General features: G+C 74.2%; 27 protein-coding genes. 9 read left to right on the forward strand and 18 right to left on the reverse strand.

Annotation, left to right across the window (positions count from 1 at the left end; translation table 11 throughout):
- Nucleotide 1: 1 nt before the first annotated feature.
- The 5 genes from AC1DQF_RS08765 to AC1DQF_RS08785 are packed head-to-tail and all read right to left on the reverse strand — an operon-like array spanning nucleotide 2 to nucleotide 3,531.
- Nucleotides 2-424, reverse strand: a complete 423-nt coding sequence (locus AC1DQF_RS08765) for a hypothetical protein (protein ID WP_477524833.1) — start codon at nucleotides 422-424, stop codon at nucleotides 2-4.
- Nucleotides 421-1,581 carry a molybdopterin-dependent oxidoreductase gene (locus AC1DQF_RS08770; RefSeq protein ID WP_477524834.1) on the reverse strand — a complete coding sequence of 387 codons (1,161 nt, stop codon included), beginning with the start codon at nucleotides 1,579-1,581 and terminating at the stop codon, nucleotides 421-423. The genes AC1DQF_RS08765 and AC1DQF_RS08770 overlap by 4 nt, the downstream gene beginning before the upstream one ends.
- On the reverse strand, nucleotides 1,578-2,219 hold the full coding sequence (locus AC1DQF_RS08775) for a methyltransferase domain-containing protein (RefSeq protein WP_477524835.1): 642 nt from the start codon (nucleotides 2,217-2,219) through the stop codon (nucleotides 1,578-1,580). Before AC1DQF_RS08775 ends, AC1DQF_RS08770 begins: the two co-directional genes overlap by 4 nt.
- Nucleotides 2,216-2,878, reverse strand: a complete 663-nt coding sequence (locus AC1DQF_RS08780; RefSeq protein ID WP_477524836.1) for a TIGR04282 family arsenosugar biosynthesis glycosyltransferase — start codon at nucleotides 2,876-2,878, stop codon at nucleotides 2,216-2,218. The genes AC1DQF_RS08775 and AC1DQF_RS08780 overlap by 4 nt, the downstream gene beginning before the upstream one ends.
- Nucleotides 2,875-3,531, reverse strand: a complete 657-nt coding sequence (locus AC1DQF_RS08785; protein ID WP_477524837.1) for a glycosyltransferase family 2 protein — start codon at nucleotides 3,529-3,531, stop codon at nucleotides 2,875-2,877. The genes AC1DQF_RS08780 and AC1DQF_RS08785 overlap by 4 nt, the downstream gene beginning before the upstream one ends.
- 112 nt (nucleotides 3,532-3,643) lie before the next feature.
- On the opposite strand from AC1DQF_RS08785, the gene AC1DQF_RS08790 reads away from it, so the two are divergent.
- Nucleotides 3,644-5,044 carry a hypothetical protein gene (locus AC1DQF_RS08790; RefSeq protein WP_477524838.1) on the forward strand — a complete coding sequence of 467 codons (1,401 nt, stop codon included), beginning with the start codon at nucleotides 3,644-3,646 and terminating at the stop codon, nucleotides 5,042-5,044.
- A gap of 28 nt (nucleotides 5,045-5,072) precedes the next feature.
- On the opposite strand, the gene AC1DQF_RS08795 is transcribed toward AC1DQF_RS08790, so the two are convergent.
- The 12 genes from AC1DQF_RS08795 to AC1DQF_RS08850 form a co-directional block, all read right to left on the reverse strand.
- Nucleotides 5,073-6,125 carry an NAD-dependent epimerase/dehydratase family protein gene (locus tag AC1DQF_RS08795; RefSeq protein WP_477524839.1) on the reverse strand — a complete coding sequence of 351 codons (1,053 nt, stop codon included), beginning with the start codon at nucleotides 6,123-6,125 and terminating at the stop codon, nucleotides 5,073-5,075.
- A complete protein-coding gene (locus tag AC1DQF_RS08800; protein WP_477524840.1) occupies nucleotides 6,122-6,940 on the reverse strand; it encodes an S-methyl-5'-thioadenosine phosphorylase in 819 nt (272 codons plus the stop codon). The genes AC1DQF_RS08795 and AC1DQF_RS08800 overlap by 4 nt, the downstream gene beginning before the upstream one ends.
- 24 nt (nucleotides 6,941-6,964) lie before the next feature.
- On the reverse strand, nucleotides 6,965-8,959 hold the full coding sequence (acs, locus tag AC1DQF_RS08805) for an acetate--CoA ligase (RefSeq protein ID WP_477524841.1): 1,995 nt from the start codon (nucleotides 8,957-8,959) through the stop codon (nucleotides 6,965-6,967).
- 170 nt (nucleotides 8,960-9,129) lie between these two features.
- Nucleotides 9,130-10,737, reverse strand: a complete 1,608-nt coding sequence (locus tag AC1DQF_RS08810; RefSeq protein ID WP_477524842.1) for a solute symporter family protein — start codon at nucleotides 10,735-10,737, stop codon at nucleotides 9,130-9,132.
- The gene (locus AC1DQF_RS08815) at nucleotides 10,734-11,102 is read right to left on the reverse strand and encodes a DUF485 domain-containing protein (protein ID WP_477524843.1); all 369 of its coding nucleotides are present in this window, start codon (nucleotides 11,100-11,102) and stop codon (nucleotides 10,734-10,736) included. The genes AC1DQF_RS08810 and AC1DQF_RS08815 overlap by 4 nt, the downstream gene beginning before the upstream one ends.
- A 148-nt stretch (nucleotides 11,103-11,250) precedes the next feature.
- Nucleotides 11,251-12,804 carry a flotillin family protein gene (locus tag AC1DQF_RS08820; RefSeq protein ID WP_477524844.1) on the reverse strand — a complete coding sequence of 518 codons (1,554 nt, stop codon included), beginning with the start codon at nucleotides 12,802-12,804 and terminating at the stop codon, nucleotides 11,251-11,253.
- A gap of 51 nt (nucleotides 12,805-12,855) precedes the next feature.
- Nucleotides 12,856-13,356 carry a hypothetical protein gene (locus tag AC1DQF_RS08825; protein ID WP_477524845.1) on the reverse strand — a complete coding sequence of 167 codons (501 nt, stop codon included), beginning with the start codon at nucleotides 13,354-13,356 and terminating at the stop codon, nucleotides 12,856-12,858.
- Nucleotides 13,357-13,472: 116 nt separating this feature from the next.
- Nucleotides 13,473-14,972, reverse strand: a complete 1,500-nt coding sequence (locus tag AC1DQF_RS08830; RefSeq protein WP_477524846.1) for a sodium/solute symporter — start codon at nucleotides 14,970-14,972, stop codon at nucleotides 13,473-13,475.
- A complete protein-coding gene (locus AC1DQF_RS08835) occupies nucleotides 14,969-15,361 on the reverse strand; it encodes a DUF485 domain-containing protein (protein WP_477524847.1) in 393 nt (130 codons plus the stop codon). Before AC1DQF_RS08835 ends, AC1DQF_RS08830 begins: the two co-directional genes overlap by 4 nt.
- Nucleotides 15,358-16,077: a LytR/AlgR family response regulator transcription factor gene (locus tag AC1DQF_RS08840; protein WP_477524848.1), complete on the reverse strand. Its 720-nt coding sequence runs from the start codon at nucleotides 16,075-16,077 to the stop codon at nucleotides 15,358-15,360. Before AC1DQF_RS08840 ends, AC1DQF_RS08835 begins: the two co-directional genes overlap by 4 nt.
- A gap of 71 nt (nucleotides 16,078-16,148) precedes the next feature.
- Nucleotides 16,149-17,294: a histidine kinase gene (locus AC1DQF_RS08845; protein ID WP_477524849.1), complete on the reverse strand. Its 1,146-nt coding sequence runs from the start codon at nucleotides 17,292-17,294 to the stop codon at nucleotides 16,149-16,151.
- Nucleotides 17,295-17,329: 35 nt separating this feature from the next.
- A complete protein-coding gene (locus AC1DQF_RS08850) occupies nucleotides 17,330-18,184 on the reverse strand; it encodes a class I SAM-dependent methyltransferase (RefSeq protein ID WP_477524850.1) in 855 nt (284 codons plus the stop codon).
- A 28-nt stretch (nucleotides 18,185-18,212) separates the two neighbouring features.
- Between AC1DQF_RS08850 and AC1DQF_RS08855 the strand changes: the two genes are divergently transcribed.
- Nucleotides 18,213-18,941: a Fic family protein gene (locus AC1DQF_RS08855; protein ID WP_477524851.1), complete on the forward strand. Its 729-nt coding sequence runs from the start codon at nucleotides 18,213-18,215 to the stop codon at nucleotides 18,939-18,941.
- Between the two features lie 251 nt (nucleotides 18,942-19,192).
- Here AC1DQF_RS08855 and AC1DQF_RS08860 read toward each other — a convergent pair whose 3' ends face one another.
- Complete coding sequence (locus AC1DQF_RS08860) at nucleotides 19,193-19,990, reverse strand: HAD family hydrolase (protein WP_477524852.1); 798 nt, start codon at nucleotides 19,988-19,990, stop codon at nucleotides 19,193-19,195.
- Between the two features lie 142 nt (nucleotides 19,991-20,132).
- Here AC1DQF_RS08860 and ssd point away from each other — a divergent pair, with 142 nt between their 5' ends.
- The 7 genes from ssd to AC1DQF_RS08895 all read left to right on the forward strand — a co-directional run.
- Nucleotides 20,133-21,164, forward strand: coding sequence for a septum site-determining protein Ssd (gene ssd, locus AC1DQF_RS08865; protein ID WP_477524853.1), 1,032 nt, complete (start codon nucleotides 20,133-20,135; stop codon nucleotides 21,162-21,164).
- On the forward strand, nucleotides 21,161-22,321 hold the full coding sequence (locus tag AC1DQF_RS08870) for a TadA family conjugal transfer-associated ATPase (RefSeq protein WP_477524854.1): 1,161 nt from the start codon (nucleotides 21,161-21,163) through the stop codon (nucleotides 22,319-22,321). The genes ssd and AC1DQF_RS08870 overlap by 4 nt, the downstream gene beginning before the upstream one ends.
- A complete protein-coding gene (locus tag AC1DQF_RS08875) occupies nucleotides 22,318-23,118 on the forward strand; it encodes a type II secretion system F family protein (protein WP_477524855.1) in 801 nt (266 codons plus the stop codon). Before AC1DQF_RS08870 ends, AC1DQF_RS08875 begins: the two co-directional genes overlap by 4 nt.
- A complete protein-coding gene (locus AC1DQF_RS08880) occupies nucleotides 23,115-23,837 on the forward strand; it encodes a type II secretion system F family protein (RefSeq protein ID WP_477524856.1) in 723 nt (240 codons plus the stop codon). Before AC1DQF_RS08875 ends, AC1DQF_RS08880 begins: the two co-directional genes overlap by 4 nt.
- A 137-nt stretch (nucleotides 23,838-23,974) precedes the next feature.
- Nucleotides 23,975-24,109 carry a DUF4244 domain-containing protein gene (locus tag AC1DQF_RS08885; protein WP_477524857.1) on the forward strand — a complete coding sequence of 45 codons (135 nt, stop codon included), beginning with the start codon at nucleotides 23,975-23,977 and terminating at the stop codon, nucleotides 24,107-24,109.
- Between the two features lie 47 nt (nucleotides 24,110-24,156).
- The gene (locus AC1DQF_RS08890) at nucleotides 24,157-24,516 is read left to right on the forward strand and encodes a TadE family type IV pilus minor pilin (RefSeq protein WP_477524858.1); all 360 of its coding nucleotides are present in this window, start codon (nucleotides 24,157-24,159) and stop codon (nucleotides 24,514-24,516) included.
- Nucleotides 24,513-24,723: pilus assembly protein TadG-related protein (locus AC1DQF_RS08895; protein WP_477524859.1), on the forward strand; the 211-nt coding region annotated here is incomplete at its 3' end. The genes AC1DQF_RS08890 and AC1DQF_RS08895, both read left to right, overlap by 4 nt.

The following is a 24,723-nucleotide window of genomic DNA, read 5'->3' on the forward strand; positions in this document are numbered from 1 at the left end:
ATCATCCCCGGTCCGGTGCGGGCGTGGGCCGTCGCGACCGGACCAGTCCCGCCACGACCACCGTCGCCACGGCCAGGACGGTCAGCAGCGACCACGACARGAGGTAGGGCCGGTCGAGGAGGGTGGCGTTGTCCGGGCGGGCRCCGAAGCGACCCAGGACGGGGACGGCGACCACTGTCAGGGTGCCCCACACGACGAGCGCGACGGTCGCGGGCGCCCGCCACGCAGGGGTGAGCAGGCGGCTCCCGGCCAGCCCGAGGGCGACCAGCAGCGCGGTCAGCACCACGTCGTGGGCGAGCACGCCGCCCGCCAGCCACAGTCCCGCCTCCAGCAGCTGCCCGGGGTCCTGGCGCGACACGAGCAGCCACGCGCCGTACAGGCCGAGGAGGACCCCGAGGCCGGCGAGCAGACCACGGGTCCTCATGTCGTCACCTCCAGTGCGGCGACCCACTTGGTCTGGAGGACGCCGGGACGGTTGGGCGCGATGACCCGGCACGGGTAGCCGTGGTCGAGGTCGAGCGGTTCCCCGGCGAGGTAGAGGGCCAGCAGCGTGCGGTCGTCGCGGGCGAAGTTCGCGGGCAGGATCGTGCGCCGGTAGGGACCCCGCTCCTGGAGGGAGACCACGGTGACCTCGGTGCCGGTCACCACGCCGGCCGCCGCGAGCACGTCACGGACCCGGACCCCGCTCCAGGTGCCGGAGGCGCTCCAGCCCTCCACGCAGGCGATGGGCAGGTCGTGCGAGTGCTGGGGCAGCGCCCGCAGGTCGGCGAGCCCCAGCGCCGCGGCCTCCCGGCCGTCCACGACGACCCGCAGGGCGTACGCCGCGTCGGTCGCCGTGGTCTCCACGCCGGCGGCCGCCGCTGACTTGTTGACCGGGATGCCCTGTGGCCCGTCCCCGGACCGGACGGCGAGCACCGACAGCCGGCGCAGCCACGGGACGGTGCTCCCCGCGGTCGCCAGCACCGCCACCCCGGAGGCGGCCAGCGCCGTCCGCACGAGGGCCCGGCGGGACACCGCACCCGGCCGGACCGCCGTGGCCCGGTCGTGGTCGGTGGCCTCGATGTCGGAGGTGAGCACGTCGCGGATCACCGGCAGCTTCACCGCGATGTGCACCAGGAGCGCACCGATGGCCACCCAGGCCAGGGCGTAGTGGACGGTGCGGAAGGAGAAGCTCGTCCACGGGTACCACTGGGCGGCGTTGGCCAGGCCGGTGGCGAGCTGGAAGACCGAGGCGCTGACGAGGACGGCGATCGAGCCGCGCTCGAGGCCGGTGAGCAGCAGCCGTCGCGGCGAGCGGCGGGGCAGGCCCTCGAACAGGTTGGGCACGACCGACCACAGCTTGACCAGGAGCAGCGGGATCGCGGCCACCCCGGCCGTCACGTGCACGCCCTGGGTGAGCCGGTAGCCCCAGCTCGGGCTGGTCGGGAAGGGGATCGGCCGGCTCGGCAGCTGGGCGTAGTGGCTGATGAGCCCGGTCACGAAGCAGAGCCCGAAGGTGAGGCCGAGCCAGACCCCCACCCGTGCCGCGACGGCCGGGCTGCGCAGGCGTGAGGTGAAGTCCTCCGGCGCCGGGACCCTCATCGCCCCTCCCGGGTGAGCACGACCGCCCAGCGGTCCCCGAGTGCGTGGGCGCTCCGGACGGCGAGGCCCGCCTCGGCGGCGACGGACGGCAGGTCGTCGAGCCCGACGACGGCCCAGCGGAAGGGGCGGCTGCGGTGGACGGAGCCCTCGAGCGAGGCCCAGCCCTGTGCCGACGGCACGCCGGGACCCGCCACCTCGGCGACGATCGAGCCGCGCGGGTCGAGCACGCTGCGGACGCGGCGGAGCAGGACGACCGGGTCGCCCCCGATGCCGATGTTGCCGTCGGCGAGGAGGGCGGTCTGCCAGCGACCCTCGTCCGGCACCTCGTCGAAGACGTCGCGGCACAGGGCGGGCACCCCGCGCTCGCGGGTCATCTCGACGGCGGCCTCGACCACGTCGATGCCCAGGGCCAGGTGCCCGGCGGCCGTCAGCGCCTCGGTCAGTCGGCCGGGGCCGCAGCCGATGTCGATGGTCGGCCCGTCGCACAGGGCGACGAGCTGATGGTCCAGGTGGTCGGCCGACCGGCTCCAGACGTCGACCGGCAGCGCGGTGGGCTCCTGGTCGAGCCACACCACGGTGGTGGGCGCCCCCCGCAGCGCGCTCGCGAAGACGTGCGTGAACGACATGTCGGTGCTCATCGCGGACTCCCCGTCGTCCGGCGCGCCCGGACCTCGCGCCAGGCGGCGGCGAACCGGGTGCCGGGCGCCAGGGTGGCGACGGCGTCGGCGTCGGCCACCGTGTCGACGTCGCGCACGATCGAGGTCCGTCCCACGCGGCACCCCGCCTGCTCGAGCGCCCGCTGGGTGTCGACCAGCGTGGACGGGGTCGACATCGCCACGGCGGCCAGCGCCCGGGTCGCCTCCGGGTCGCGACGGGCCAGGACCCACCAGCCTCCGTCGAGCGCGGGTCCGAGCACGGCGTCGTGCGAGCTCATCGCGTCCGCGGCGGCCCGCAGCGCGCCCGCAGTGACGTGCGGGGTGTCCATGCCGATCTGCACCACCAGGCCGGGACCCGCGTCGTGGTGGGCGCCCGCCAGCCGCTCGGCGAACCCGTCGCCCTGCTGCGGCGTGACCGTCCAGCCGGCCAGGGCGGCCGCGATCCGCGGACCGTCCACGGCGTCGCGGAGGTCGCCCGCGAGGCTCAGGTGCCGCTCGGCCCCACTCGCGTCGCAGGCGGACAGGGTGTCGAGGAGGGAGGCCGCGGCGACGGCGGCGGCCCGGTCGTGGCCGATGTCGGCGCCGAGGCGGGTCTTGACCTGCCCGGGCACCGGCGCCTTGGCGACGACCAGCACCTTCATCGCAGCACCCGGTAGAAGTCGCGTGCGGTGCGGGCCGTCCCCACGAGGGAGCCCGACACCTTGGAACGGGTCCCGGCCGCGCGGGGGTGGTAGGCCACGTCGTGCTCGCTGATCCGCCAGCCGGCCAGCGTGACCGCCTGCAGCAGCTCGACCGGGTAGCCGAACCGGCGGTCGCGCAGCCCGAGGTCGAGCAGGTCCTGGCGGCGGCACACCCGCATCGGCGCGATGTCGTGGGCGTCCATCCGGATCCGGTGGCGCAGCCAGGTCGCGATGAGGGCGTTGCCGGCCCGTGCGTGCCACGGCCACACGCCCCTGGAGACCGGTCGACGACGCCCCACGGCGAGGTCGGCCCGGCCGCGCCGGACGTCGTCGAGGAGGGGCAGCAGCTCGTCGGGGTCGAACGAGCCGTCGCCGTCCATGAAGGCGACGTAGTCGGCGGTCGCGGCCTCCAGCCCGGCGTGCACGGCGGCGCCGTACCCGGGGGTCGACTCCGGCACGACCCGCGCCCCGAGCTCGCCGGCCACCCGGGCGGTGTCGTCGCGGGAGCCGTTGTCGACCACGATGACCGAGAAGGCGTCCGGCACCCGGGGAAGGAGCCCGCGCAGGGCGGGTCCCTCGTCGCGGCACGGGAGCACGAGATCGCAGATGGGCACCTGCCGAACGTAGTCAGCGGAGGGCCTCCGCGGGCGTCCGGCGACCTTACGAACCCGTGACGTGCACCCTCGCCGGACCGGTGGCCGGCGTCCGGATGCCTAGGGTGGGCGCATGACCGCCGCCCCGGGTGACCGTGTCCTGTCCCGGGGTGAGTCGGTGGGTGAGCCGGCGGCAGGGTGGGACGCGCGCGGCGCGCGGGCGGGACTGGTCGTCGCGGGCGCGTTGCTGGTGCTGTCCTTCGCGCTGCCGCAGGTGCTCGGGTGGGACGTCCGGGCGCGCAGCGACATGTTCGGCGTACCGCCGACCCACGGCTTCTGGCAGCCGAAGGTCGGTCCCGGCACGGTGCCGGCGGTGCTCGTCGCGCTCGTCGCCGTGCTGCGGGCCGAGCGGTGGGCCCGACGCCTGTCCTGGCGGTGGCTGCTGGCGGCGTCGTACGCCGGTGGCCTCGCGTGGCTGCTGTCCCTCGCCCTCGTGGACGGCACCGACGGGCTCACGCGGGTGATGGCCAACGACACCGAGTACCTCGTCACCGCCCGGGGCGTCGACGACGTGGGCGCCCTGCTCACGACGTACGTCGACCGGATCCCCCTGGACCACCCCGACAACTGGCCGATCCACGTCGCCGGCCACCCGCCCGGTGCGCTGCTGATGTTCGTGGCGCTGGTGCGGGTCGGCCTCGGAGGCGACCTCGCCGCCGGCCTCGCGGTGACCGTCGTCGCGGCGTCCGTGCCCGTCGCGGTGCTGGTGGCCTGTCGCGCCCTCGGTGCCGCCGACCTCGCCCGGCGGGCGGCGCCCTTCCTGGTCCTCACCCCGGCCGCCGTGTTCCTCGCCGTCTCGACCGACGCCGTCTTCGCGGCCCTCGCCGCCTGGGGCCTCGCCGCCCTCGCGCTGGCCGCACGGGCGGGACGTGGTCGCGCGATGGTCGGCTGGGCGGTGCTGGCCGGTCTGCTGCTGGGCTGGGCGGTGATGTGCTCCTACGGGCTGCCGCTGCTCGGCCTGCTGGCCCTCGCCGTCCTGCTCGTGGCCCGGTCGTGGTGGTCGTTGCCGGTGGCCGGGCTCGCCGCCCTGGTGCCGGTGCTGCTCCTCGCGGCGGGTGGCTTCTCCTGGTGGGAGGCCTACCCGGTGCTGGTCGAGCGCTACTGGGAGGGGCTGGCGGCGGACCGCCCGGCGTCGTACTGGCTGTGGGGCAACCTCGGTGCGCTGCTCGTCTGCGCCGGACCGATGCTGGGGGCCGGGCTGGGGGGCCTCCGCTCGGGACGGCGCCGGCTGCTGGTCGTGGACCCGGCCGGCGTGCGGGCGATCTGCTGGCTGGTCGCGGCCGCCGCGACCACCGTGGTGGTCGCCGACCTCTCCCGGATGTCCAAGGCCGAGGTGGAGCGGATCTGGCTGCCGTTCGTGCCGTGGCTGACGCTGTCGCTCGCCCTGCTGCCCGCGCGGTGGCGGCGGGCCGGGCTGGTCGTGCAGGTGCTCACCGCGCTCGTCGTGCAGCACCTGCTCTACACGACCTGGTGAGCTCGACACGATCTGGTCACCCGGCGGGTCAGGCCCGCAGCGGTGCCGTGGCGAACGCCGCCAACCCCTCGTCCGGGCCGATCCCGGCCGTGAAGCCGAGCCCGGCGCGTGCCCGCTCCGGCGAGGCGACCACGTGGCGCACGTCCCCGGCCCGGAAGCCTCCGGTCACCTCCGGCTCCACGTCGCGACCGGTGCCGGCCGCCACCCGGCGGGCGACGTCGAGGATGCTGATCGGACGTCCCGAGCACACGTTGTACGCCGCGTAGTCGCCGTCGGCGGCCGCGGTCACGGCCTCGAGGGCCGCGACGTTGGCCCGCGCGACGTCGGCCACGTGCACGAAGTCGCGCATCTGGCCGCCGTCCTCGAAGACCCGCGGCCGCTCGCCCCGCTCGAGGGACGAGCGGAACATGGCGGCCACCCCGGAGTAGGGGGTGTCGCGGGGCATCCCCGGGCCGTAGACGTTGTGGTAGCGCAGGGCCACCGCCGCGGCACCGGCCTGGCGCACCCACGCGGAGGCGTAGTGCTCCTGGGCGAGCTTGCTCGCGGCATAGCTGCTGCGCGGGTCGAGGCGGGCACCCTCGTCGACCGTCTCCCACCCGAGGTCACGGTCGCACTGCGGGCAGCGGTGCTCGAAGTCGCCCGCCTCGAGGGTGGCGACGGGGCGCGGACCGGGGGCCTGGGGTCCGTGCTCGGGGCAGGCGTAGCGGCCCTCGCCGTACACCACCATCGAGGAGGCGAGCACGAGCCGGTCCACGCCGGCGTCGTGCATGCCGGCGAGCAGGGCCGCAGTGCCGAGGTCGTTGTGGGAGGCGTAGTCGGGCAGGTCCCCGACCCGGACGCCCGCCCCGACCAGGGCGGCCTGGTGGCAGACCGCGTCGACCCCGGTGAGCAGGGCCGCCCACTCGGGGGCGCGCGCCGAGTCGCGGACGTCGAGGTGGTGGGTGCCGTCGGGAGGCGTGGACGCGCCGTGCGCGCTGTCGAGCATCAGGTCGACCCGCACCACCTCGTGGCCCGAGCGCTCGAGCTCGGCGCCGATGGCCGTGCCGATGAAGCCGGCGGACCCGGTCAGCAGGACCCTCACGGCGTGGGCACCTCGTAGGTCAGGTCGATCCCCTCACGCCACGAGTCGCACGTGCACCCGTCCGGGTCGGGAAGGGCGGCCACGGCGCGCTCCAGCAGCCCGGTCAGCCGCTCCAGGTTGGCCCGGAAGAGGGCGAAGACCTCCTCCTGCCCGACGCCGCCGCCGGACTCTGCGCCGGCGTCCATGTCGGTCACCAGCGCGAGGGGGGCGTAGCACTGGCCCAGCTCGCGGGCCAGCTGGGCCTCCGGAGCACCCGTCATGTTGATGAGGTCCCAGCCCGACGCGGCGTAGGACCTCGACTCCGCGCGGGTGGAGAACCGCGGTCCCTCGACGACGACCATGGTGCCGCCGACCCTCACGTCCGGGTCGGCCCCGGCCAGCGCCTCCGTCACCCGGGGGCAGTACGGGTCCGCGAAGGGCAGGTGCACGGCACCGCTCTCCACGAACGACCCGATGCGCCGGTGCGTGCGGTCGACCAGCTGGTCGGGCACCACGAGGTCGCCGGGGGCGACGCTGTCGCGCAGACCGCCCACGGCGCAGGGCGCCAGCACCTGCCGCACGCCCAGCGATCGCAGTGCCCAGGCGTTGGCCCGGTAGTTGATGCCGTGCGGCGGGTGCTCGTGACCTGGCCCGTGCCGCGGCACGAAGGCCACCCGGCGCCCGGCGACGGTGCCGACCGAGATCGCGGCCGACGGGTCGCCGTACGGCGTCCGGACCACGTGCTCGGTGGGATCGGTGAGGAAGGAGTAGAAGCCGGTGCCGCCGATGACGGCGACGTCGGCGACACCGGGGGCGGCGGGGCGCGTGGTGGTCACGGGGTCATTGTGTGGGCCCGCGGGTCAGTCCTCCGGGGAGGACCCCTCCTGGCCCTTGATCAGGTCCATCACGGTGGAGTCGGCGAGCGTCGTCACGTCGCCCACCTCGCGGTGCTCGGCGACATCCTTGAGAAGCCGGCGCATGATCTTGCCCGAGCGCGTCTTGGGCAGCTCGGGGACGATCATGATCTGGCGCGGCTTGGCGATCGCGCCGATCTCCTTCTGCACGTGCTTGCGCAGCTCCTCGATCAGGTCCTCGGGGGCCGAGCCGTCGTCGCCGAGCGCCGACTCGCGCAGGATGACGAACGCGCAGACCGCTTGGCCGGTCATCTCGTCGGCCGCACCCACGACCGCCGCCTCGGCGACCTTGGGGTGCGACACGAGGGCCGACTCGATCTCGGTGGTCGAGAGCCGGTGGCCCGAGACGTTCATGACGTCGTCGACACGACCGAGCAGCCAGATGTCGCCGTCATCGTCCTTCTTGGCGCCGTCGCCGGCGAAGTACAGGCCCTCCCAGCGCGACCAGTAGGTGTCCTTGAACCGCTGGTCGTCGCCCCACAGGGTGCGCAGCATGGCCGGCCACGGCTCCCGGACCACGAGGTAGCCGCCGGAGCCGTCGGGCACCGACTGGGCCTCGTCGTTGACGACGTCGACGCTGATGCCGGGCAGCGCCCGCATGGCCGAGCCGGGCTTGCCGGCGGTGACCCCCGGCAGCGGGCTGATCATGATCTGGCCGGTCTCGGTCTGCCACCAGGTGTCCACGATCGGCGTCCTGTCGGCCCCGATGTGCTTGCGGTACCAGATGTAGGCCTCGGGGTTGATCGACTCACCGACCGAGCCGAGCAGGCGGATCGAGGACAGGTCGTGCTCGGCGGGGATGTGGTCGCCCCACTTCATGAAGGTCCGGATCGCGGTCGGTGCGGTGTAGAAGATCGTCACGCCGTACTTCTCGATGATCTCCCACCAGCGGCCCTTGTGCGGGGAGTCGGGCGTGCCCTCGTACATCACCTGCGTCGCACCGTTGGCGAGCGGTCCGTAGACCATGTAGGAGTGCCCGGTCACCCAGCCGACGTCGGCGGTGCACCAGTAGACGTCCGTCTCGGGCTTGAGGTCGAAGACGGACCAGTGCGTGTACGACGTGCCGGTGAGGTAGCCGCCCGTCGTGTGCAGGATGCCCTTGGGCTTGCCCGTCGTGCCGGACGTGTACATGACGTAGAGCGGGTGCTCGCTGTCGTGCAGCTCCGGCTCGTGGTCGGGGGAGGCGGCGTCGACGACGTCGTGCCACCACACGTCGCGGCTCTCGTCCCAGTCGACCTCCTGGCCGGTACGACGCACGACGACGACCGAGCGCACCTCCTGGCCCTGCTCGGCCGCCTTGGCGACGGCCTCGTCGACGGCCGGCTTGAGTGCGCTCGGGGCGCCGCGGCGGTAGCCGCCGTCGGAGGTGACGACGACCTCGGCCTGGCAGTCGGCGATCCGGGTGGCCAGCGCGTCGGCGGAGAAGCCGCCGAAGACCACGGTGTGCGGGGCGCCGAGACGTGCGCAGGCCAGCATCGCGATGGCGACCTCGGGGATCATCGGCATGTAGATCGCGACCCGGTCGCCCTTCTTCACGCCGAGCTCGGTGAGCGCGTTGGCGGCGCGGGAGACCTGGTCCTTGAGGTCGGCGTACGTCAGGTCGCGGGTGTCGTCCTCGGGCTCGCCGACCCAGTGGATGGCGACCCGGTCGCCGTGGCCGGCGTCGACGTGCCGGTCGACGCAGTTGACCGACGCGTTGAGGGTGCCGCCGACGAACCACTTGGCGAACGGGGCGTTGCTCCAGTCGAGGACCTGGTCCCACTTCTGTCCCCAGTCGAGCCGCTCGGCGGCCTCGGCCCAGAAGGCCTCGCGGTCGGAGGAGGCGCGCTCGTAGGCCTCCTCGGTGACGTTGGCGTCGGCGGCCAGGTCGGCCGGGGGCTCGAAGCGGCGGTCCTCGGTGGCGAGGTTGGCGAGGGCGTCGGACGTGGTCTGGTCGGACATGCGAGCTCCGTCTGGTCGATGCGGTCGTGTCGTGCGGGTGCCGATGACGGCGAACCTACTCGGCCGAGGTCGGTCGGTCGATGGTGCGACGTCCGGACCGGCCCCCGGGTGGCGCTGGTGCAGGTCGGGGACCGGTCCGGACGTCGTGGTGGTGCATCAGTGGTGGTGGATCAGTGGTGCACGGCCCCCTCGGCACCGGCCCCGGTGAGGGCGCGGACCTCGAGCTCGGTGAAGCGGTCCTCGGCGCTCGGCTCCCGGCCCGAGACGGTGCCGAGGTAGCCGAGCAGGAAGCCCAGCGGGATCGACACGATGCCCGGGTTGTTGAGCGGGAAGATCGCCCAGTCGGAGTCGGGGAACAGCGAGGTGGGCAGCCCCGACATGACGGGGGACAGGAGCACCAGCCCGACGGCGGAGATGAGCCCGCCGTAGATGCTCCAGGTGGCGCCGCGGGTGTTGAAGCGCCGCCAGAACATGTTGTAGATGATCGCCGGGAGGTTGGCGGACGCCGCGACGGCGAAGGCGAGGGCCACCAGGAAGGCGATGTTGAGGCGTTGTGCCGGGATGGACAGCACGATGGCGATCGCGCCGATCACGAAGGCCGCGATGCGGGCCACCCGGACCTCGTCCTTCTCGGAGACCTGCTGGTCCTTCTTGAGGACCCCCTTGTAGAGGTCGTGCGCCACCGAGGACGACGACGCGAGCGTCAGGCCGGCGACCACCGCGAGGATGGTCGCGAAGGCCACCGCCGCGATGAGGGCGAGCAGGATCGCCCCGCCCGTGGAGCCCTCACCACCGCCGACCGCCTCGGCGAGCAGCGGCGACGCGAGGTTCTGGTTGCCGCCCTCCACCGGGTCGACCACGTCGCGCGAGAGCAGCGCCGCGGCACCGAAGCCGAGGACGAGCGTCATCAGGTAGAAGACGCCGATCAGGCCGATGGCCCACAGCACCGACTTGCGGGCGTCGCGAGCCGTCGGGACGGTGTAGAAGCGGATCAGGATGTGCGGGAGGCCGGCGGTGCCGAGCACGAGGGCCAGGCCGAGCGACAGGAAGTCGATCTGCGAGGTCAGGGTGCTGCCGTACTGGAGGCCGGGCTGGAGGAACGCCTCGCCCTGGCCGGAGTTCTCCGCCGCCGCCCCGAGGAGGGAGGAGAGGTTGAAGCTGAACTCCTTGAGCACCAGCACCACGATCAGCGCCGAGCCGAGCATCAGCAGGACGGCCTTGGTGATCTGGACGTACGTCGTGCCCTTCATGCCGCCGACGACGACGTAGAAGATCATCAGCACGCCGACGCCGATGATGGTGATGTTCTTGATCGCCTGGCTGTCGACACCCAGCAGCAGCGCCACCAGGGTGCCCGCGCCGACCATCTGGGCCAGCAGGTAGAAGATCGAGACCACGACGGTCGAGATCGACGCCGCGGTGCGCACCTTGCGCTGGTTCATCCGGAAGGCCAGCTGGTCGGCCATCGTGTAGCGACCGGCGTTGCGCAGCATCTCGGCCACGAGCAGCAGCGCGACGAGCCACGCGACGAGGAAGCCGATGGAGTAGAGGAAGCCGTCGTAGCCGTAGAGCGCGATGGCTCCCGAGATGCCGAGGAACGACGCGGCCGACATGTAGTCGCCGCCGATGGCGAGGCCGTTCTGGAACCCGGAGAAGGACCGGCCACCGGAGTAGAAGTCCGCGGCGGTCTTGGTCTGGCGGCTCGCCCAGAAGGTGATGCCGATCGTCAGCGCGACGACCGAGAGGAACAGGACGGTGGTGAGGACCTGGTCGTTCATGCCTGGCCCCGCTTCGCGTCGGCGCCGACCTGCTCGCGGTAGGACCGTTCGAGGTCACGGGCCAGCGGGTCCAGCCTGGCGTTGGAGAAGCGGCTGTAGACGTACGCGAGCCCGAAGGTGGTCACGAACTGCAGCAGCCCGAAGACGAGCGCCACGTTGATGTGGCCGACGACCTGGGTGGCCATGAAGTCGGGCGCCCAGCTCGACATGACGACGTACAGCAGGTACCAGGCGAGGAACGCCACGGTCGCGGGGAAGACGAAGCCGCGGTAGCGACGGCGCAGCTCGGTGAACTCCGCCGTCTCGTGCAGTCGGTCGTAGACCGGGTCGTGGCGCGCCGCCTGTTCGTGGGTCTCGGGTGTCACGGTGATTCCTTCCGCGCAGGGTCACCGGTGTGTGACCGCCGTCACGGTCGCACCGCGGCCGCGCGGACGGGGAGGGGTGCTCGTCGGTACGTCGGCGGGCGGGGGTGGCGCGTCGCCGAGCGGTCGGTTGCGTACGACGAGCGGTCGACTACGCGGCCGGGCCGGACGACCCGTCGGCCAGCGCACCGTGGTCCGGGACCCCGTTCGACGTGCCGTTGGACGTGCCGGCGGCCTGACCGACCGACTTCTTGATGAGCGCCTCCAGGTCCAGGCCGGTGGAGGTCTTGAGCATCGCGAGGGTCTGGACGACGTTGTCGTTCACCTGGCGGGGCAGGGCGCCGGCACCGTCGGCGGAGATCACGGTCAGCTGGTCGATGGCGGCCATCGGCGCGGCCACCTCGCGAGCGATCTGCGGCAGCACCTCGATCAGCATCTGCAGGACGGCGGCGTCGTTGTAGTGGGCGAACGCGTCGGCGCGCTTGTCCATCGCCTCGGCCTCGGCCTGGCCGACCGCGAGGGTCGCGGCCGCGGTGGCCTCACCCTCGGCGCGGGTCGCGTCGGCCTCCGCGGTGCGGCGGGCCTTCTCGGCCTCACCGCGGCGCGCGCCCTCGATCGCCTCGGCCTCGGCGAGCGCCGTACGACGGGACTTCTCGGCCTCACCGCTGAGCCGGGCCTCCTCGGCCTTGGCCTGGGCGCCGGCGATGGTGGCCGCCTTGCGGGCCTCGGCGGCGGCGATCTCGGCCGAGCGCTGGGCCTCGGCCTCCTGCTCGACCTTGTAGCGGGCGGCGTCGGCGGGCTTGCGGACCTCGGTCTCCAGGTTGCGCTCGGTGAGCGCGGCCTGGCGGACGGCGACCTTCTCCTGCTCCAGCAGGATCGCCTGGTCGCGGTCGGCCTGCGCGAGCGGGCCGGACGCGGCAGCGGTGGCCGAGGCGGCGTCGGTCTCGGCCTTGATCTCGGCCTGCTTGAGGGCGAGGGTCCGGGTCGAGATGGCGATCTCCTGCTCGGCGGCGATCCGGGCCTGCTCGGCCGCCTGGCGGGCGTTGGCCTCGGCGATGGAGGCGGCCTGCTGGATGCGCGCCGCCTCGGGACGACCGAGGTCGGCGAGGTAGGTGCCGTCGTCGGTGACGTCCTGGATCTGGAAGGTGTCGAGGATCAGGCCCTGACCGGTGAGGGAGTTCTCGGACTCGTCCGCGACCCGCTGGGCGAAGGCGGCGCGGTCCCGGATGATCTGCTCGACCGTCAGGCCGCCGACGATGGAGCGCAGCGCACCGGCGAGCACCTCCTGCGTGAAGGCCTCGACCTCCTCCTGCTGGCTGAGGAACCGCTGGGCGGCCAGCCGGATCTGGTCGGCGTTGCCGCCGACCTTGACGATCGCCACGCCCTCCACGTTGAGCTTGATGCCCTGGCCCGAGACCGCGCCGCGGATCTGCACCGAGATGCGTCGCGAGGACAGGTCGAGCGTGCCGAGCTTCTGGACGAACGGGATCACGAAGACGCCGCCGCCGAGGATGACCTTCTGTCCCGACAGGTCGTGGCTCAGCGCGCCGGTCTCGGGGTTGAGCACCGCCTTCCCCTTGCGCCCCGTGACGATGTACGCCTGGTTGGGCCCCGCCACCTTGTAGCGGCTCGTGACGAGCAGCAGCAGCAGGATGACGACGAGGACGAGGCCACCGAGGGCGATGAGGGGGCTGGACAGTTCCACGGGTTTCTCCTGGGCGTGTGCGGGCGTGTGGTGGGTGTGCGGGCGGGTGGGTCAGCTGATCTCGGGCCACACCGGGGCGACGGTGACCGAGGTGGGCGACAGGACGCTGGTGACGTGCACGGCGGTGCCGGGCCCGATCGGCTCCTCGGCGCGGGCGTTGAGCCGCACGGTGTGACCGCCGACGAGGATGTCCACGACGCCGAGGCCCCCGGCGGGGATCTGGGAGATGACGCGTCCGTCGCGGCCGATGGTGTCGTCGGTGGTGAGGGTGGCGTCGCTGCTGCCGTCGCGCAGCAGCCGGGTCAACCACCAGGCGAGCCAGGCGAAGGCCGTCCCGGTGACCAGGCCGACCGGGATCGCGAGGGCCGTGCCGACGGCGCCCTGGGCGGCGGCCGCACCGAATCCCGTGGCCGCGACGAACGCGCCGATCACCGCGCTGGAGAAGACGTCACCGGACAGGACGTCGAGGGCCCCGTCGAAGAGGTTGCCCACGACGAGCGAGACCAGCAGCAGGGCGAGACCCGCCACCCCGATCACCATGAACAACGTCATGCCACTCCCCGTAGTGCTGACCCCCGCTTCCCCGACGGAGGGCGCACAGCATGTCAGATCCCGCCCGCCCGCGCCGGGGTTCGGGCCGGCGGGGTCCGACCCGACGGTGCGGCACCTCAGCGCTGCAGCTCGACGGCCTCCGGCGTGTGCAACCGCACCATGAAGCGTCCTGCGTGGGCGGGCACCGACGCCCGGGTCAGCCGGCTCACCACCACCATCGTGGCGAGCGCAGCGGGCACGCTCCACGCGGCGGGCTGGCCCAGCAGCACCGCGGCCCAGCCGGTGGTCGCGCTGGTCAGCAGCGTCCAGCCCACGGCGCACCCGGAGCCGATGCCGCCGACCAGCAGGCCGGCCACCGCCCCGGCCGCGGTCAGCCCGCGCCACCAGATCCCGAGGAGCAGCAGCGGGCAGAAGGTCGAGGCGGCCACGGCGAAGGCCAGCCCGACGGTGCGGGCGACGCCGACGTCGGGGGCCGCGATCGCCACGGTGCACGGCACGACCACCGCGGCGACGCCGGCCACCCGGAACGCGGTGATCCCGCTGAGCCGACGGCTGGCGACGTCCTGGCTGAGCACCCCGGCGACCGCGATGGTCAGTCCGGAGCTGGTGGACAGGAAGGCGGCGAAGGCRCCGGCGGTCACCATGCCGGTGAGCAGCTCGCCGCCCAGTCCGGGGACCATCAGCCGCGGCAGCTCGAGCACCAGCACGTCGGAGGCGCTGGCGGCGTGGTCGGGCGCATAGAGACGTCCCAGCGCGCCGTACACCGGCGGGAGCAGGTAGAAGAGGCCGAGCAGGCCGAGCACCACGAGCGTCGTACGGCGCGCAGCCCGGCCGTCGGGGTTGGTGTAGAAGCGGACCACCACGTGCGGCAGGCCCATGGTTCCGAGGAACGTGGCGACGATGAGCGAGTAGGTGACGTAGAGCCCCTGCCCGCCGCCGTCCCCGAGCGGGAGCGACCAGAAGGCGTCGCCGGGGGCGGCCGCGTCGGCGGGGTTCGGGGCGCCGTCGCCGACCCAGACGGCCAATAGCACGCAGGCAGGGACGAGCAGCGCGGTGAGCTTGAGCCAGTACTGGAAGGCCTGCACGAAGGTGATGCTGCGCATGCCGCCGGAGGTGACGTTGATGAGCACGACGGCGGCGACGATGACCGCTCCGAGCCACGGCGGGGCGCCGATGGTGGCCGCGAGGGTGACCCCGGCCCCCTGGAACTGGGGGAGCAGGTAGAGCCACCCGATGCCGACGACCAGCGCCGAGCACAGCGACCGCACCCGGCGCGAGCCCAGCCGGGCCTCGGCGAAGTCGGGCAGCGTGTAGGCGCCCGAGCGGCGGAGCGGAGCGGCGACCAGGACGAGCAGGACGAGGTAGCCGGCCGTCCAGCCGACGGGGTACCAGAGCATGTCGGCACCGAAGACGAGCACCAGCCCGGCGATGCCGAGGAACGACGCCGCCGAGAGGTACTCGCCGCCGATCGCGCTCGCGTTGAGCCCCGGGCGCACCGACCTCGAGGCGACGAAGAAGTCGCTGGTCGTGCGGGAGAACCGCAGTCCCCAGGTGCCGATGGCCAGGGTCGCCACGGTCACCAGGACGACCGCGACGATGCCGGGGGCGCTGGTCACGGGCGCGTGTCCGGGTCGTCGGCGACCAGGTCGGCGAAGTCGCGCTCGTTGGCCTCGGCCCGGCGTACGTAGACCCAGCCCAGGACGAGCAGCCAGGGGTGGACGAGCAGCCCGAGCAGCAGCCACGGCACGGGGACGCCGAGCAGCCGCAGGTCGCTGAGGTCCGGGAACAGGTGGAAGACCAGCGGCAGCAGTCCGACGGTGAGGAACAGCGCGGCCAGCACGCCGGCGGCGAGCCGCAGCTGCTCACCGAGCAGCGAGCTCATGTAGACCGCGCCGAGGTCGCTGTCGGCGTCGATCTCGCGGGACGCCGTCGGGCGTACGCCGCTCGCACGCCGCCGCGGGGGACCGGTCACCCGGACCCGGACCGGGCGGTCGGTGTCGCTCACGGGGTGCGCCGGGTGAGCAGGTCCCGCAGCTCGCGGGTGTGGCGGCGGCTGACGGCGAGCTCCTGCCCGGCGACCACCACCGACACGCGGCCGGACTCGGACCGGACCTCCTCGACGTGGGGGAGCGAGACGAGCAGGGAGCGGTGGATCCGCACGAAGCCGGCCGGCGCCCACTCCTCGGCCAGCGTGGACAGCGGGGTGCGCACCAGGTGCGAGCCCTCGCCGGTGTGCAACCGGGCGTAGTCGCCCTGCGCCTCCACGTGCGTGATGTCGGAGCGCTGGACGAAGCGGGTCACGCCGCCGCGCTCGACGGGGATCTGCTCGTCGCCCGAGGGGACGGGGGCGCCCGCGTCGACCACGCGGCGTACGGCCTCGGCGAGGCGTTCGGCGCGCACCGGCTTCAGGACGTAGTCGACGGCCGCGAGCTCGAAGGCCGACACCGCGTGCTCCTCGTGGGCGGTGACGAACACGATCGGTGGCGGGGACCGGAAGCGGGACAGCACCTGGGCCAGGTCGAGACCGGTGAGTCCGGGCATCTGGATGTCGAGGAAGACGGCGTCGACCTCGAGGTCCTGCAGCATCCGCAGCGCCTCGGTCGCCGAGTCGCAGCCGAGCACGCCGGCGACGCGGTCGTCGCGCTCGAGGAGGTAGGCCAGCTCGTCGAGGGCGGGCCGCTCGTCGTCGATGACGAGGATGCGCAGGCCGCTCTGGCTCATGGGCACGCAGCCTAGTGTCGGCGACCCGCTCCGATGGTCGAGGAAGGGCGGAGCCCTGTCACGAAACCCCCTCACCCCCGCGCGACCACCCCCGGCGCGAACTTCGGCACCCGCACGACCACCTTGGTGCCCGCGCCCGGTGCCGTCTCCACGACGAGCCCGTAGTCGTCGCCGTAAGCGTTGCGCAGCCGGGCGTCGACGTTGCCGAGCCCCACCGAGTCCATCGAGGCGTCACCCGCGAGCGCGCGGCGTACCCGCTCGGGATCCTCCCCGGTGCCGTCGTCCTCGACCTCGATGACGCACTCCTGGTCGAGGTCGCGGGCCAGGATGCTCAGCCGGCCGACGCCGTCCTCCTTGTCGGCGCTCGCCTCGAGCCCGTGGCGTACGGCGTTCTCGACCAGCGGCTGGATGCACAGGAAGGGAACCGCGACCGGCAGCACCTCGGGCGCGATGCGCAGCGTCACCTGGAGGCGGTCGCCGAAGCGGGCCTGCTCGAGCAGCAGGTAGCGCTCCACGGACCGCAGCTCCTCGGCGAGTGTCGTGTACTCGCCGTGGCGGCGGAAGGAGTAGCGGGTGAAGTCGGCGAACTCCAGCAGCAGCTCGCGGGCCCGGTCGGGGTCGGTGCGCACGAAGCTGGCGATGGCGCCCAGCGAGTTGTAGATGAAGTGCGGGCTGATCTGGGCGCGCAGGGCGCGGACCTCGGCCTCCATCAGCTGGGTGCGGGAGTCGTCGAGCCGGGCCAGCTCGAGCTGGCCCGAGACCCACAGCGCGACCTCGTCGGCGGCCCGGATCAGGCCACCCGTCGCGTACGCCGTCCCGACGGTCAGCGCGCCGACGATCGTCTCCTCGACGACCAGCGGCGCCAGCACGACCTGGCGGACCTCGCAGCGGGCGCGCTGGCAGGCGAGGTCGGCCACCCGGGTACGCCCGGTGTCGACGAGGTCGGGCAGGAACCGCGGCACGTCGTCGACGTGGTGCTGGCCCGAGCCGTCCCACGCCAGCACTCCGCTGGCGTCGGTGAGCGCGGCGGCCGGGGTGCCGAGCAGGGCCCGGAGGTGGCCGAGGCTGCGCTCCGCGCTGTCCGCGGTGAGTCCTGCGCGCAGGGCCGGGCTGGCCAGCGAGGCGTTGTGCAGCGCCCGGAACGTCGCCCGGTCGGCCTGGGACCCGAGCGCCGTACGACCGCTGTCGGACCGTCGCCAGAGCCGGGGCCGCACCATGCCCGGAGACTACTCAGGAACCCCTGCCCCGGCCCCTACCGGAAGTCGATCAGCAGCATGTCGGTGTCGGTGCCGTCGGAGATGATCGGCCCGTCCTGGGAGGTGTCGTCGACGGGTTCGCCGGTCGGCCCCTCCGCCCGGTCGATGACCTGCGCGCGGTAGCACTCGGTGCGGTAGGCCAGCTGCATGCCGTCGTGCCCGCGGCCGTAGTCGTCGTACAGCGCGCGGACCTTGTCGAGCCGCGCCTCGCGGGCGGCCTCGTCGAGGCTGGAGATGTAGGAGCGCGAGGCGACGGTGTCGAGGAGCGTCTCTCGGTTGACGTCCTGCCAGTGCGCGAAGGTCTTCGCCTCGACCGGCCCGAAGAGGTCGGAGTCCGCGAGAAGCTGCTGGGACGAGGACGTCATCGACTGCTCGTCCATCGCCGCGACGAGACGCCGCACCCACGGGATCCGCTGGTCGAAGAAGTTCCAGGCGAGGGCGAGGTGGCCGCCCGGCTTGAGGACCCGGGCGATCTCCGGGAGGGCGACCTCGTGGTCGAACCAGTGGAACGCCTGCCCCGCGACCACCACGTCGACCGACCGGTCGTTGGCGGGGATCTCCTCCGCGCCGGCGACCTTGGCGCTGCAGCCGGCGACCCGCGCCTCAAGGAGCTCGAGCATCGCCGCGTCCGGCTCGGTGGCGTAGACCGCGTGCCCCTGCGCGACGAGCTCGCGGGTGAGCTTGCCGGTGCCCGCGCCGAGCTCGAGGACGACCTTGGCCTCCCCGCCGACGAGCCAGGAGACGGCCTCGACGGGGTACGACGGACGCCCCCGGTCGTAGGCCTCGGCCACGTCCCCGAAGGATCCGGACCAGCGCTTCATGTCGTCGCGGGTGGGCTGCTCGTCGCTCATCCCCTGCAGGCTACTAGCGTCCTCATCCGTGACGACCGATCCCTTGGCCTGGCTGGTGGACCTCGAGGGAGTGCCCTCCGGGTACGCCGCCGTCCGTGACGGCATCGACGTGATGCTCCGCGACCGGGGACTGCGTCGTACGTCGCCGGAGACGACCGCCGAGTCGCTGCTGCGCGGCGCCCACGCGTCCGCGGTGCTCGAGGGCTCCGCGGCCACGCTGGCCGAGCTGCGCGAGGGCGGCGGCGACGCGATCGCGTCCGACGCGGTGCGGATGTCGGCCTCCCTGCTGGCCCTGGCCCCCCTGCTCAAGACGGCCCCCCTGCAGGCGATCGCCCGGATCCACAGCGTCGTCGGCTCGGCCTCCTTGGACCCCGAGCAGCTGGGCCGTCCGCGGGACGCCGCCTCGGCCGACCGCCTGCGCGGGGTCGCCGAGCTGCTGCTCGCCGACACGTCCGCCCCGGCCCTGCTGGTGGCCGCGGTCGTGCACGCCGACCTGGCCACGGCCGCGCCCTTCGCCTCCCACAACGGCATCGTCGCGCGGGCCGTCGAGCGCCTCGTGCTGGTCTCCCGCGGGGTGGACGCGAAGTCGCTGGTGGTGCCGGAGGCCGGGCACCTCGCCCTGCGCGCGCAGTACGAGTCCAACCTCGGTGCCTACCGCGACGGGGGACCGCGCGGCGTGCACGCGTGGGTGATCTACGCGACCGAGGCGTACGCCGCGGGGGCCGAGGCCTCCCCGCTGCGGCGAGCGGCGGAGTAGCAGGCGGGCACACCACATGCGAACGGCACCTGATCGTGAGATCAGGTGCCGTCGCTGACACGTGAAGCCGGGCTACCAAGCGTGCAACATCAACTGCTGTCCCGGTCGTGGCCGGTGACTCGCGCCCTTGTGCGAAGGGTAGATCGCCGCGTGGGTTCTGGGCTCACGTGCTGCTTGTGGAGTTGTGTCTCAGTTGTACGCCGGTCCCGGCCCGCGTTCAAGGCTTGACTTCCACACCGATCGGTGCGGGCTCAGGCCCCGTCCCGGCGCTTGCGGGCGTTGACCCACAGCACGCCGCCGGCGGCCATCGCACCGCCCACGGCCAGCGCGGCGAGGGTGGTCCGGGCGGGCGGCAGCGGGACCCGCGAGCGCAGCGCGACGGGCTTGTCGAAGACCAGCACCGGCCATCCCTCGGCCACCGCGGCCTTGCGCAGCTCGYGGTCGGGGTTGACGGCGTGCGGGTGGCCCACGGCCCGCAGCATGGGCACGTCGGTCACCGAGTCGCTGTAGGCGTAGGAGCCCTCGAGGTCGTAGCCGACGAGGGCGGCGAGGTCCTCGATCGCGCGTGCCTTCTCCTCGGAGTAGGCGTAGTACTCGATCTCGCCGCTGTACTTGCCGTCGACGATCTCCATGCGGGTCGCCACCACCCGGTCGGCGCCGAGCATCTCGCCGATGGGCTCCACGACCTCCGAGCCGCTGGTCGACACGATGACGACGTCGCGTCCCGCCCGGTGGTGCTCCTCGATCAGGCTGACCGCCTCGTCGTAGACGATCGGGTCGACCACGTTGTGCAGGGTGTCGGCCACGATCTCGCGCACCGTGGCGACGTCCCATCCGGCGCAGAGGGCGGACATGAACGCCCGCATCTTCTCCATCTGGTCGTGGTCGGCACCGCCCACGAGGTAGACGAACTGCGCGTAGGTGCTGCGCAGCATCGCGCGCCTGCTGATCAGCCCGCCCGCCTGGAAGGGCTTGCTGAAGGCCAGGGTGCTCGACTTGGCGATGATCGTCTTGTCGAGGTCGAAGAAGGCCGCAGTGGGGCGGGGCATGTCGGCCATCGTAGGCCGCGGTCCGCGGGGCATCAGCCGTCGCGAGCCACCAGGCGTCCACCGGGCCGGTGGGAGGGGCGCTCGTCCACAGGCGTGCGGGCGGTGCCGACGCGTCGTGGGTCCCCGCGGGGAGCCTCGACCCATGCAGCCGCTCCTCCTCACCCGCGACCGGTCCCTCGCCGACGAGGTGGCTCGGCTCAGCGCCGCCGCGGGGGTCCGCCCCGAGGTGTACGACGACCCGCTCGCCGCCCTGTCCGTCTGGTCGTCGGCCCCGCTCGTGCTCGTCGGGGCCGACCTCGTCGACGAGGTGGCCTCCGCCCGCCCGGGCCGGCGCGACGGGGTCCACGTCGTGGGCTGGACGCTGGGCGACGGTGTCTTCCGCGCGGCGCTGGCCTTCGGCGCCGGCACGGTGGGAGAGCTGCCCGCCTGCGAGGCGTGGCTCGTCGACCTGCTCGCCGACTCCGAGGAGTCGCCCGGGCGCGGGCGGACCCTGGGCGTCATCGGGGGTGCCGGCGGTGCGGGCGCGTCGACGTTCGCCTGCGCCCTGGGGCAGGCCGGGGCCGCGCGCGGGGCCACCCTGGTCGTCGACACCGACCCGTTGGGTCCGGGGCTCGACCGGATGCTCGGGCTGGAGTCGGTCGCGGGGGTCCGCTGGGGTGAGCTCGCCGCGGGCTCGGGTCGCCTCGGGGCGCGGGCCCTGCGCGAGGCGGTGCCCCGCTCCGGAGGCGCACCGGCTGGTCCCGGTGTGCTGACCTGGGCGTCGGGCACGGTCGTGGAGCCCGACGCCACCGTCGTCCGGGAGGCCGTCGCGGCCGCCCAGCGGGGACACGACCTGGTGGTGCTCGACCTCGACCGGCACGGCGGGACCCTCCTGGACGAGCTCGTGGCCCGGTGCGACCGCGTGCTCGTGGTGGTCCCGGCGACCCTGGCCGGGATCGCGTCGACCGTCCGGCTCCTCCACCGGCTCGACCACCTGCCGGGTGCCGCGCTCGCCGTGCGCCGCGGGGGCGTCTCCTGGGACGACCTCGAGCGGGCCACCGGCCTGCCCGTCGCTGTCGAGGTGCCGGACCAGCGCGGCCTGGCCGAGTCGCTGGACCTGGGGCTCGGGCCGCTGCGCCACCACCGGGTCCCGTTGGCGCGGGCCGCCCGCGAGGTGCTGGACGCCGCCGCATGACGCCACCGACGATTGCTCCCGGTCTGCTCGACGAGGTGCGCGAGCGCCTGGCCTCCACCCCCGGCGACCTCTCGCCGCACCGGGTGGCGGAGGCGTTGCGGTCCGCGGGACGGCCCGTCGGGGACGCGATGGTGCTGGCCGTGCACGACGAGCTGTGCCGCGACGTGCTCGGCGCGGGCCCGCTCGAGCCGCTGCTGAGGCGGACCGGGGTGACCGACGTGCTGGTCAACGGTGCGGACGAGGTCTGGGTCGACTGTGGCGACGGTCTCGAGCTCACCGGCGTCCGGTTCCCCGACGACGCGGCGGTCCGTCGGCTGGCCCAGCGGCTGGCCGCCACGGGTGGCCGGCGGCTCGACGACGCCACCCCGCACGCCGACGTGCGCCTTCCCGACGGCACCCGCTTCCACGCGGTGCTCGCCCCGACCGCTCGTCCGGGGACGGTCGTGTCGCTGCGCGTCCCGCGGGCCCGGGTGTTCACGATGGCCGACCTCGTGGCGGGCCGCGCGGTGACCGAGGAGGGCGCCGAGCTGCTCGCCGCGATCGTGGCGGCCCGGTCCGCCTTCCTGGTCACCGGCGGCACCGGCACCGGCAAGACGACTCTGCTGGCGGCGATGTTGTCGTTGGTCGATCCGGGGGAGCGCCTGGTCCTCGTCGAGGACTCCAGCGAGCTGCGCCCCGCCCATCCACACGTCATCGGTCTCGAGGCGCGCCCGCCCAACATCGAGGGAGCCGGGGAGATCACGCTGCGCACGCTGGTCCGCCAGGCACTGCGGATGCGGCCCGACCGCCTCGTGGTCGGCGAGGTGCGCGGGGCGGAGGTGGTGGAGATGCTGGCCGCCCTCAACACCGGCCACGCCGGCGGGTGCGGCACCGTGCACGCCAACTCCGCCGTCGACGTGCCGGCCCGTCTCGAGGCACTCGCCCTCGCGGCGGGCCTGCCGCAGCCGGCGGTGCACAGCCAGCTGGCGGCCGCCCTCGACGTCGTGGTCCACGTGGTCCGCGGGACCGACGGAGTCCGTCGGGTGGCCCAGGTCGGGGTCCCGAGACGTGGCCCCGACGGACTGGTGGCCCTCGATGTCGCAGTCGCCTTCGACGCGCTCGGTCGGGTCGAACGCGGCCCGGCCGCGCGTGAGCTCTCCCGGCGGATCGCCCTGTGACCGGGTCCCTGTGGTGGGTGTTGGCCCTCGGGGCCGCGTCGGCCGCATGGCTGGCCTGCCCGGCGCCGCTCCAGCCGGCGGCCGCGTCCCGGGGCGCGACGGCGCCGCCGGGGCGGCGTCCGCGGACGCGGGTGCTGCTGGTCCTGGCGGTCTCCCTCGCGACGGCCGGCACGGTGCCCGTCCGACTGCTCGTCCTGGGAGCGGTCGCCACCCTCGCCGGCGTCGGTGCCTCACGGATCTGGAGGCGACGCCGGGCCCGTGTGATCGCCGACGCCACCGCACGAAACGTCCTCGAGGCGTGTGAGGTGGTGGCGGCGGAGCTGTCCGCCGGGCGTCCTCCCGACGTCGCCCTGGCCCAGGCCGCCGGCCGGTGGCCCGGACTCGCACCCGTCGTGGAGGCACACGCGCTCGGCTCCGACGTCCCCGCGGCACTGCGGCGCCTCGCCGAGTCGCCGGGGGCGGGCGAGCTGAGGGTCGTGGCCTCGGCGTGGCAGGTCTCCCAGCACTCCGGGCACGGGCTGGCCGGGGCCCTGGGCCGGGTCGCCGCCCGGATCCGGGCGCGCCGCCGGACCCGGCGGGTGGTCACCTCCGAGCTGGCCTCGGCGCGGGCGACCGCGCGCCTGGTGGCGGCGCTGCCCGTCGTGGCCCTCGGGATGGGCTCGGGTGCGGGTGGCGACCCGTGGGCCTTCCTGCTCGGTACGCCGGTCGGCTGGGGCTGTCTCGCGCTCGGGCTGGCCTTCGGGCTGCTCGGCCTCTGGTGGATCGAGGTCATCGCCGACGGGGTCGATCGCCCGTGACCGCGCTGGCCGTGCTCGCGGCCGTCCTGGTGGCGTTCCTGGCCGTGCCGCCCCGACCGCGGTGGACTCCCGCCACCCCCGCCGGTGGCCGCGCGGCTCCCGCGTCCACTGGCCGTCCGACCTGGTGGCGAGCCGTGCTGTGCGGCCTCGCGGGCTGCGCGGTGGTCCTCTTCCTGACGGGACCGCTGGGGCTGGTCGCGGGGCCGGCGGCGGYCGTCGTCGCCTGGGTGGTGCTGGGCCGCTGGGAGTCGGCGGAGGTCCGTGAGGCGCGCGACTCGGCGGCACGCGACCTGCCCCACCTCGTCGACCTGCTGGCGGCGACGCTCCGGTCGGGGGCGGCGCCCACCGCGGCCCTGGCCTCGGTGTGCGCCGCGTGTCCCGGCGCGGCGGCGGACCGGCTCGACCCCGTGCTCGCGCGGCTGCGCGTCGGGGCACCCCCGGCCATCGTCTGGGAGGTGCTGTCCCGCGACGACGTGCTCGCGCCGCTCGGCCACACCCTCGCGCGCGCCGAGGCCAGCGGCACCTCGGTCGCCGATGCCGTCGAACGTCTCGCCGACGACCTCGAGCAGGAGGCGCTGGCCTCGGTGGAGGACCGGGCCCGGGCGGTGGGCGTCAAGGCCGCGGTTCCCCTCGGCCTGTGCCTGCTCCCCGCCTTCATCCTCATCGGCATCGTCCCCACCGTGGCCGGCCTGCTGGCGACCGTGGGGCCGACGCCGTGAGCCACCTGCCCTCCACACCCGGGGACGTCGGGCGTCTCCTCCACAGCGGCCGACGCACGGCACCCGCAGTCGCGCCCGGTCGCTCAGGGTCGACGTCGACGGCACGCACGGTGCGGGCCCCGACCGAGAGGAACGACATGCGCGAGATGCTTCGACCCGGACGGCGCGAGGAGCGCGGGATCACCACCGCGGAGTATGCGGTGGGGACGGCGGCCGGCGCCGGCTTCGCCGGCCTGCTCTACCAGCTGCTCACCGGTGGCTTCGGCGACTAGCTCCTCAAGACCCTCTTCGACCACGTCATGGGCCTGCTGGGCATCGGATGAGGCGAGGGTCCGAGCGCGGGGCGGTGACCGCCGAGCTCGCGCTCGGCCTCCCGCTGCTGCTGGCCGTGACGGTCGGCCTCGTCTGGCTGCTGGCCGCGGCCAGCGCCCAGGTGCGGGTCGTCGACGCGGCACGGGAGGCCGCCCGGGTCGCCGCCCGAGGCGACGGCACCGACGCGGCGACGGCCGTGGGACGACGCATCGCCCCCGAGGGTGCCCGGCTCGTGGTGGAGGTGGCGGACGGGGAGGTGCGGGCCGAGGCCTCGGCCCGGATCGAGGGTCCCGGCGGCCTGTTCGACTTCCTGCCGGGGGTCACGGTGCGGTCGGCGGCGGTGGCGGTGGCCGAGGAGGGGCCGTGACCACGCTGCGGCGATCCCGCGGGTCACCGGAGCGGGGAGCAGCGACGCTGCTGGTGGTGTGCGCCGCGGGGTTGCTGCTGTTCGTCGGGGTGGCGCTGGGCTCGGTGTCCGCGTTCGTGGTGGCCCACCGTCAGGCGCAGTCGGCCGCCGACCTCGCCGCCCTGGCCGGCGCGGCCGCAGCGACCGACGGCGGCGACGCCTGCGCGA

The organism is Nocardioides sp. P4_G4, from assembly GCF_056401085.1.

Bases quoted from the DNA above. Each gene is read 5' to 3' on its own strand.
- AC1DQF_RS08870 (WP_477524854.1), top strand. From the start codon at position 21,161: ATGACGCCACCGACGATTGCTCCCGGTCTGCTCGACGAGGTGCGCGAG.
- AC1DQF_RS08890 (WP_477524858.1), top strand. From the start codon at position 24,157: ATGAGGCGAGGGTCCGAGCGCGGGGCGGTGACCGCCGAGCTCGCGCTC.
- AC1DQF_RS08775 (WP_477524835.1), bottom strand. From the start codon at position 2,219: ATGAGCACCGACATGTCGTTCACGCACGTCTTCGCGAGCGCGCTGCGG.
- AC1DQF_RS08770 (WP_477524834.1), bottom strand. From the start codon at position 1,581: ATGAGGGTCCCGGCGCCGGAGGACTTCACCTCACGCCTGCGCAGCCCG.
- AC1DQF_RS08885 (WP_477524857.1), top strand. From the start codon at position 23,975: ATGCGCGAGATGCTTCGACCCGGACGGCGCGAGGAGCGCGGGATCACC.
- AC1DQF_RS08825 (WP_477524845.1), bottom strand. From the start codon at position 13,356: ATGACGTTGTTCATGGTGATCGGGGTGGCGGGTCTCGCCCTGCTGCTG.
- acs (WP_477524841.1), bottom strand. From the start codon at position 8,959: ATGTCCGACCAGACCACGTCCGACGCCCTCGCCAACCTCGCCACCGAG.
- AC1DQF_RS08790 (WP_477524838.1), top strand. From the start codon at position 3,644: ATGACCGCCGCCCCGGGTGACCGTGTCCTGTCCCGGGGTGAGTCGGTG.
- AC1DQF_RS08845 (WP_477524849.1), bottom strand. From the start codon at position 17,294: ATGGTGCGGCCCCGGCTCTGGCGACGGTCCGACAGCGGTCGTACGGCG.
- AC1DQF_RS08840 (WP_477524848.1), bottom strand. From the start codon at position 16,077: ATGAGCCAGAGCGGCCTGCGCATCCTCGTCATCGACGACGAGCGGCCC.
- ssd (WP_477524853.1), top strand. From the start codon at position 20,133: ATGCAGCCGCTCCTCCTCACCCGCGACCGGTCCCTCGCCGACGAGGTG.
- AC1DQF_RS08810 (WP_477524842.1), bottom strand. From the start codon at position 10,737: ATGAACGACCAGGTCCTCACCACCGTCCTGTTCCTCTCGGTCGTCGCG.
- AC1DQF_RS08850 (WP_477524850.1), bottom strand. From the start codon at position 18,184: ATGAGCGACGAGCAGCCCACCCGCGACGACATGAAGCGCTGGTCCGGA.
- AC1DQF_RS08780 (WP_477524836.1), bottom strand. From the start codon at position 2,878: ATGAAGGTGCTGGTCGTCGCCAAGGCGCCGGTGCCCGGGCAGGTCAAG.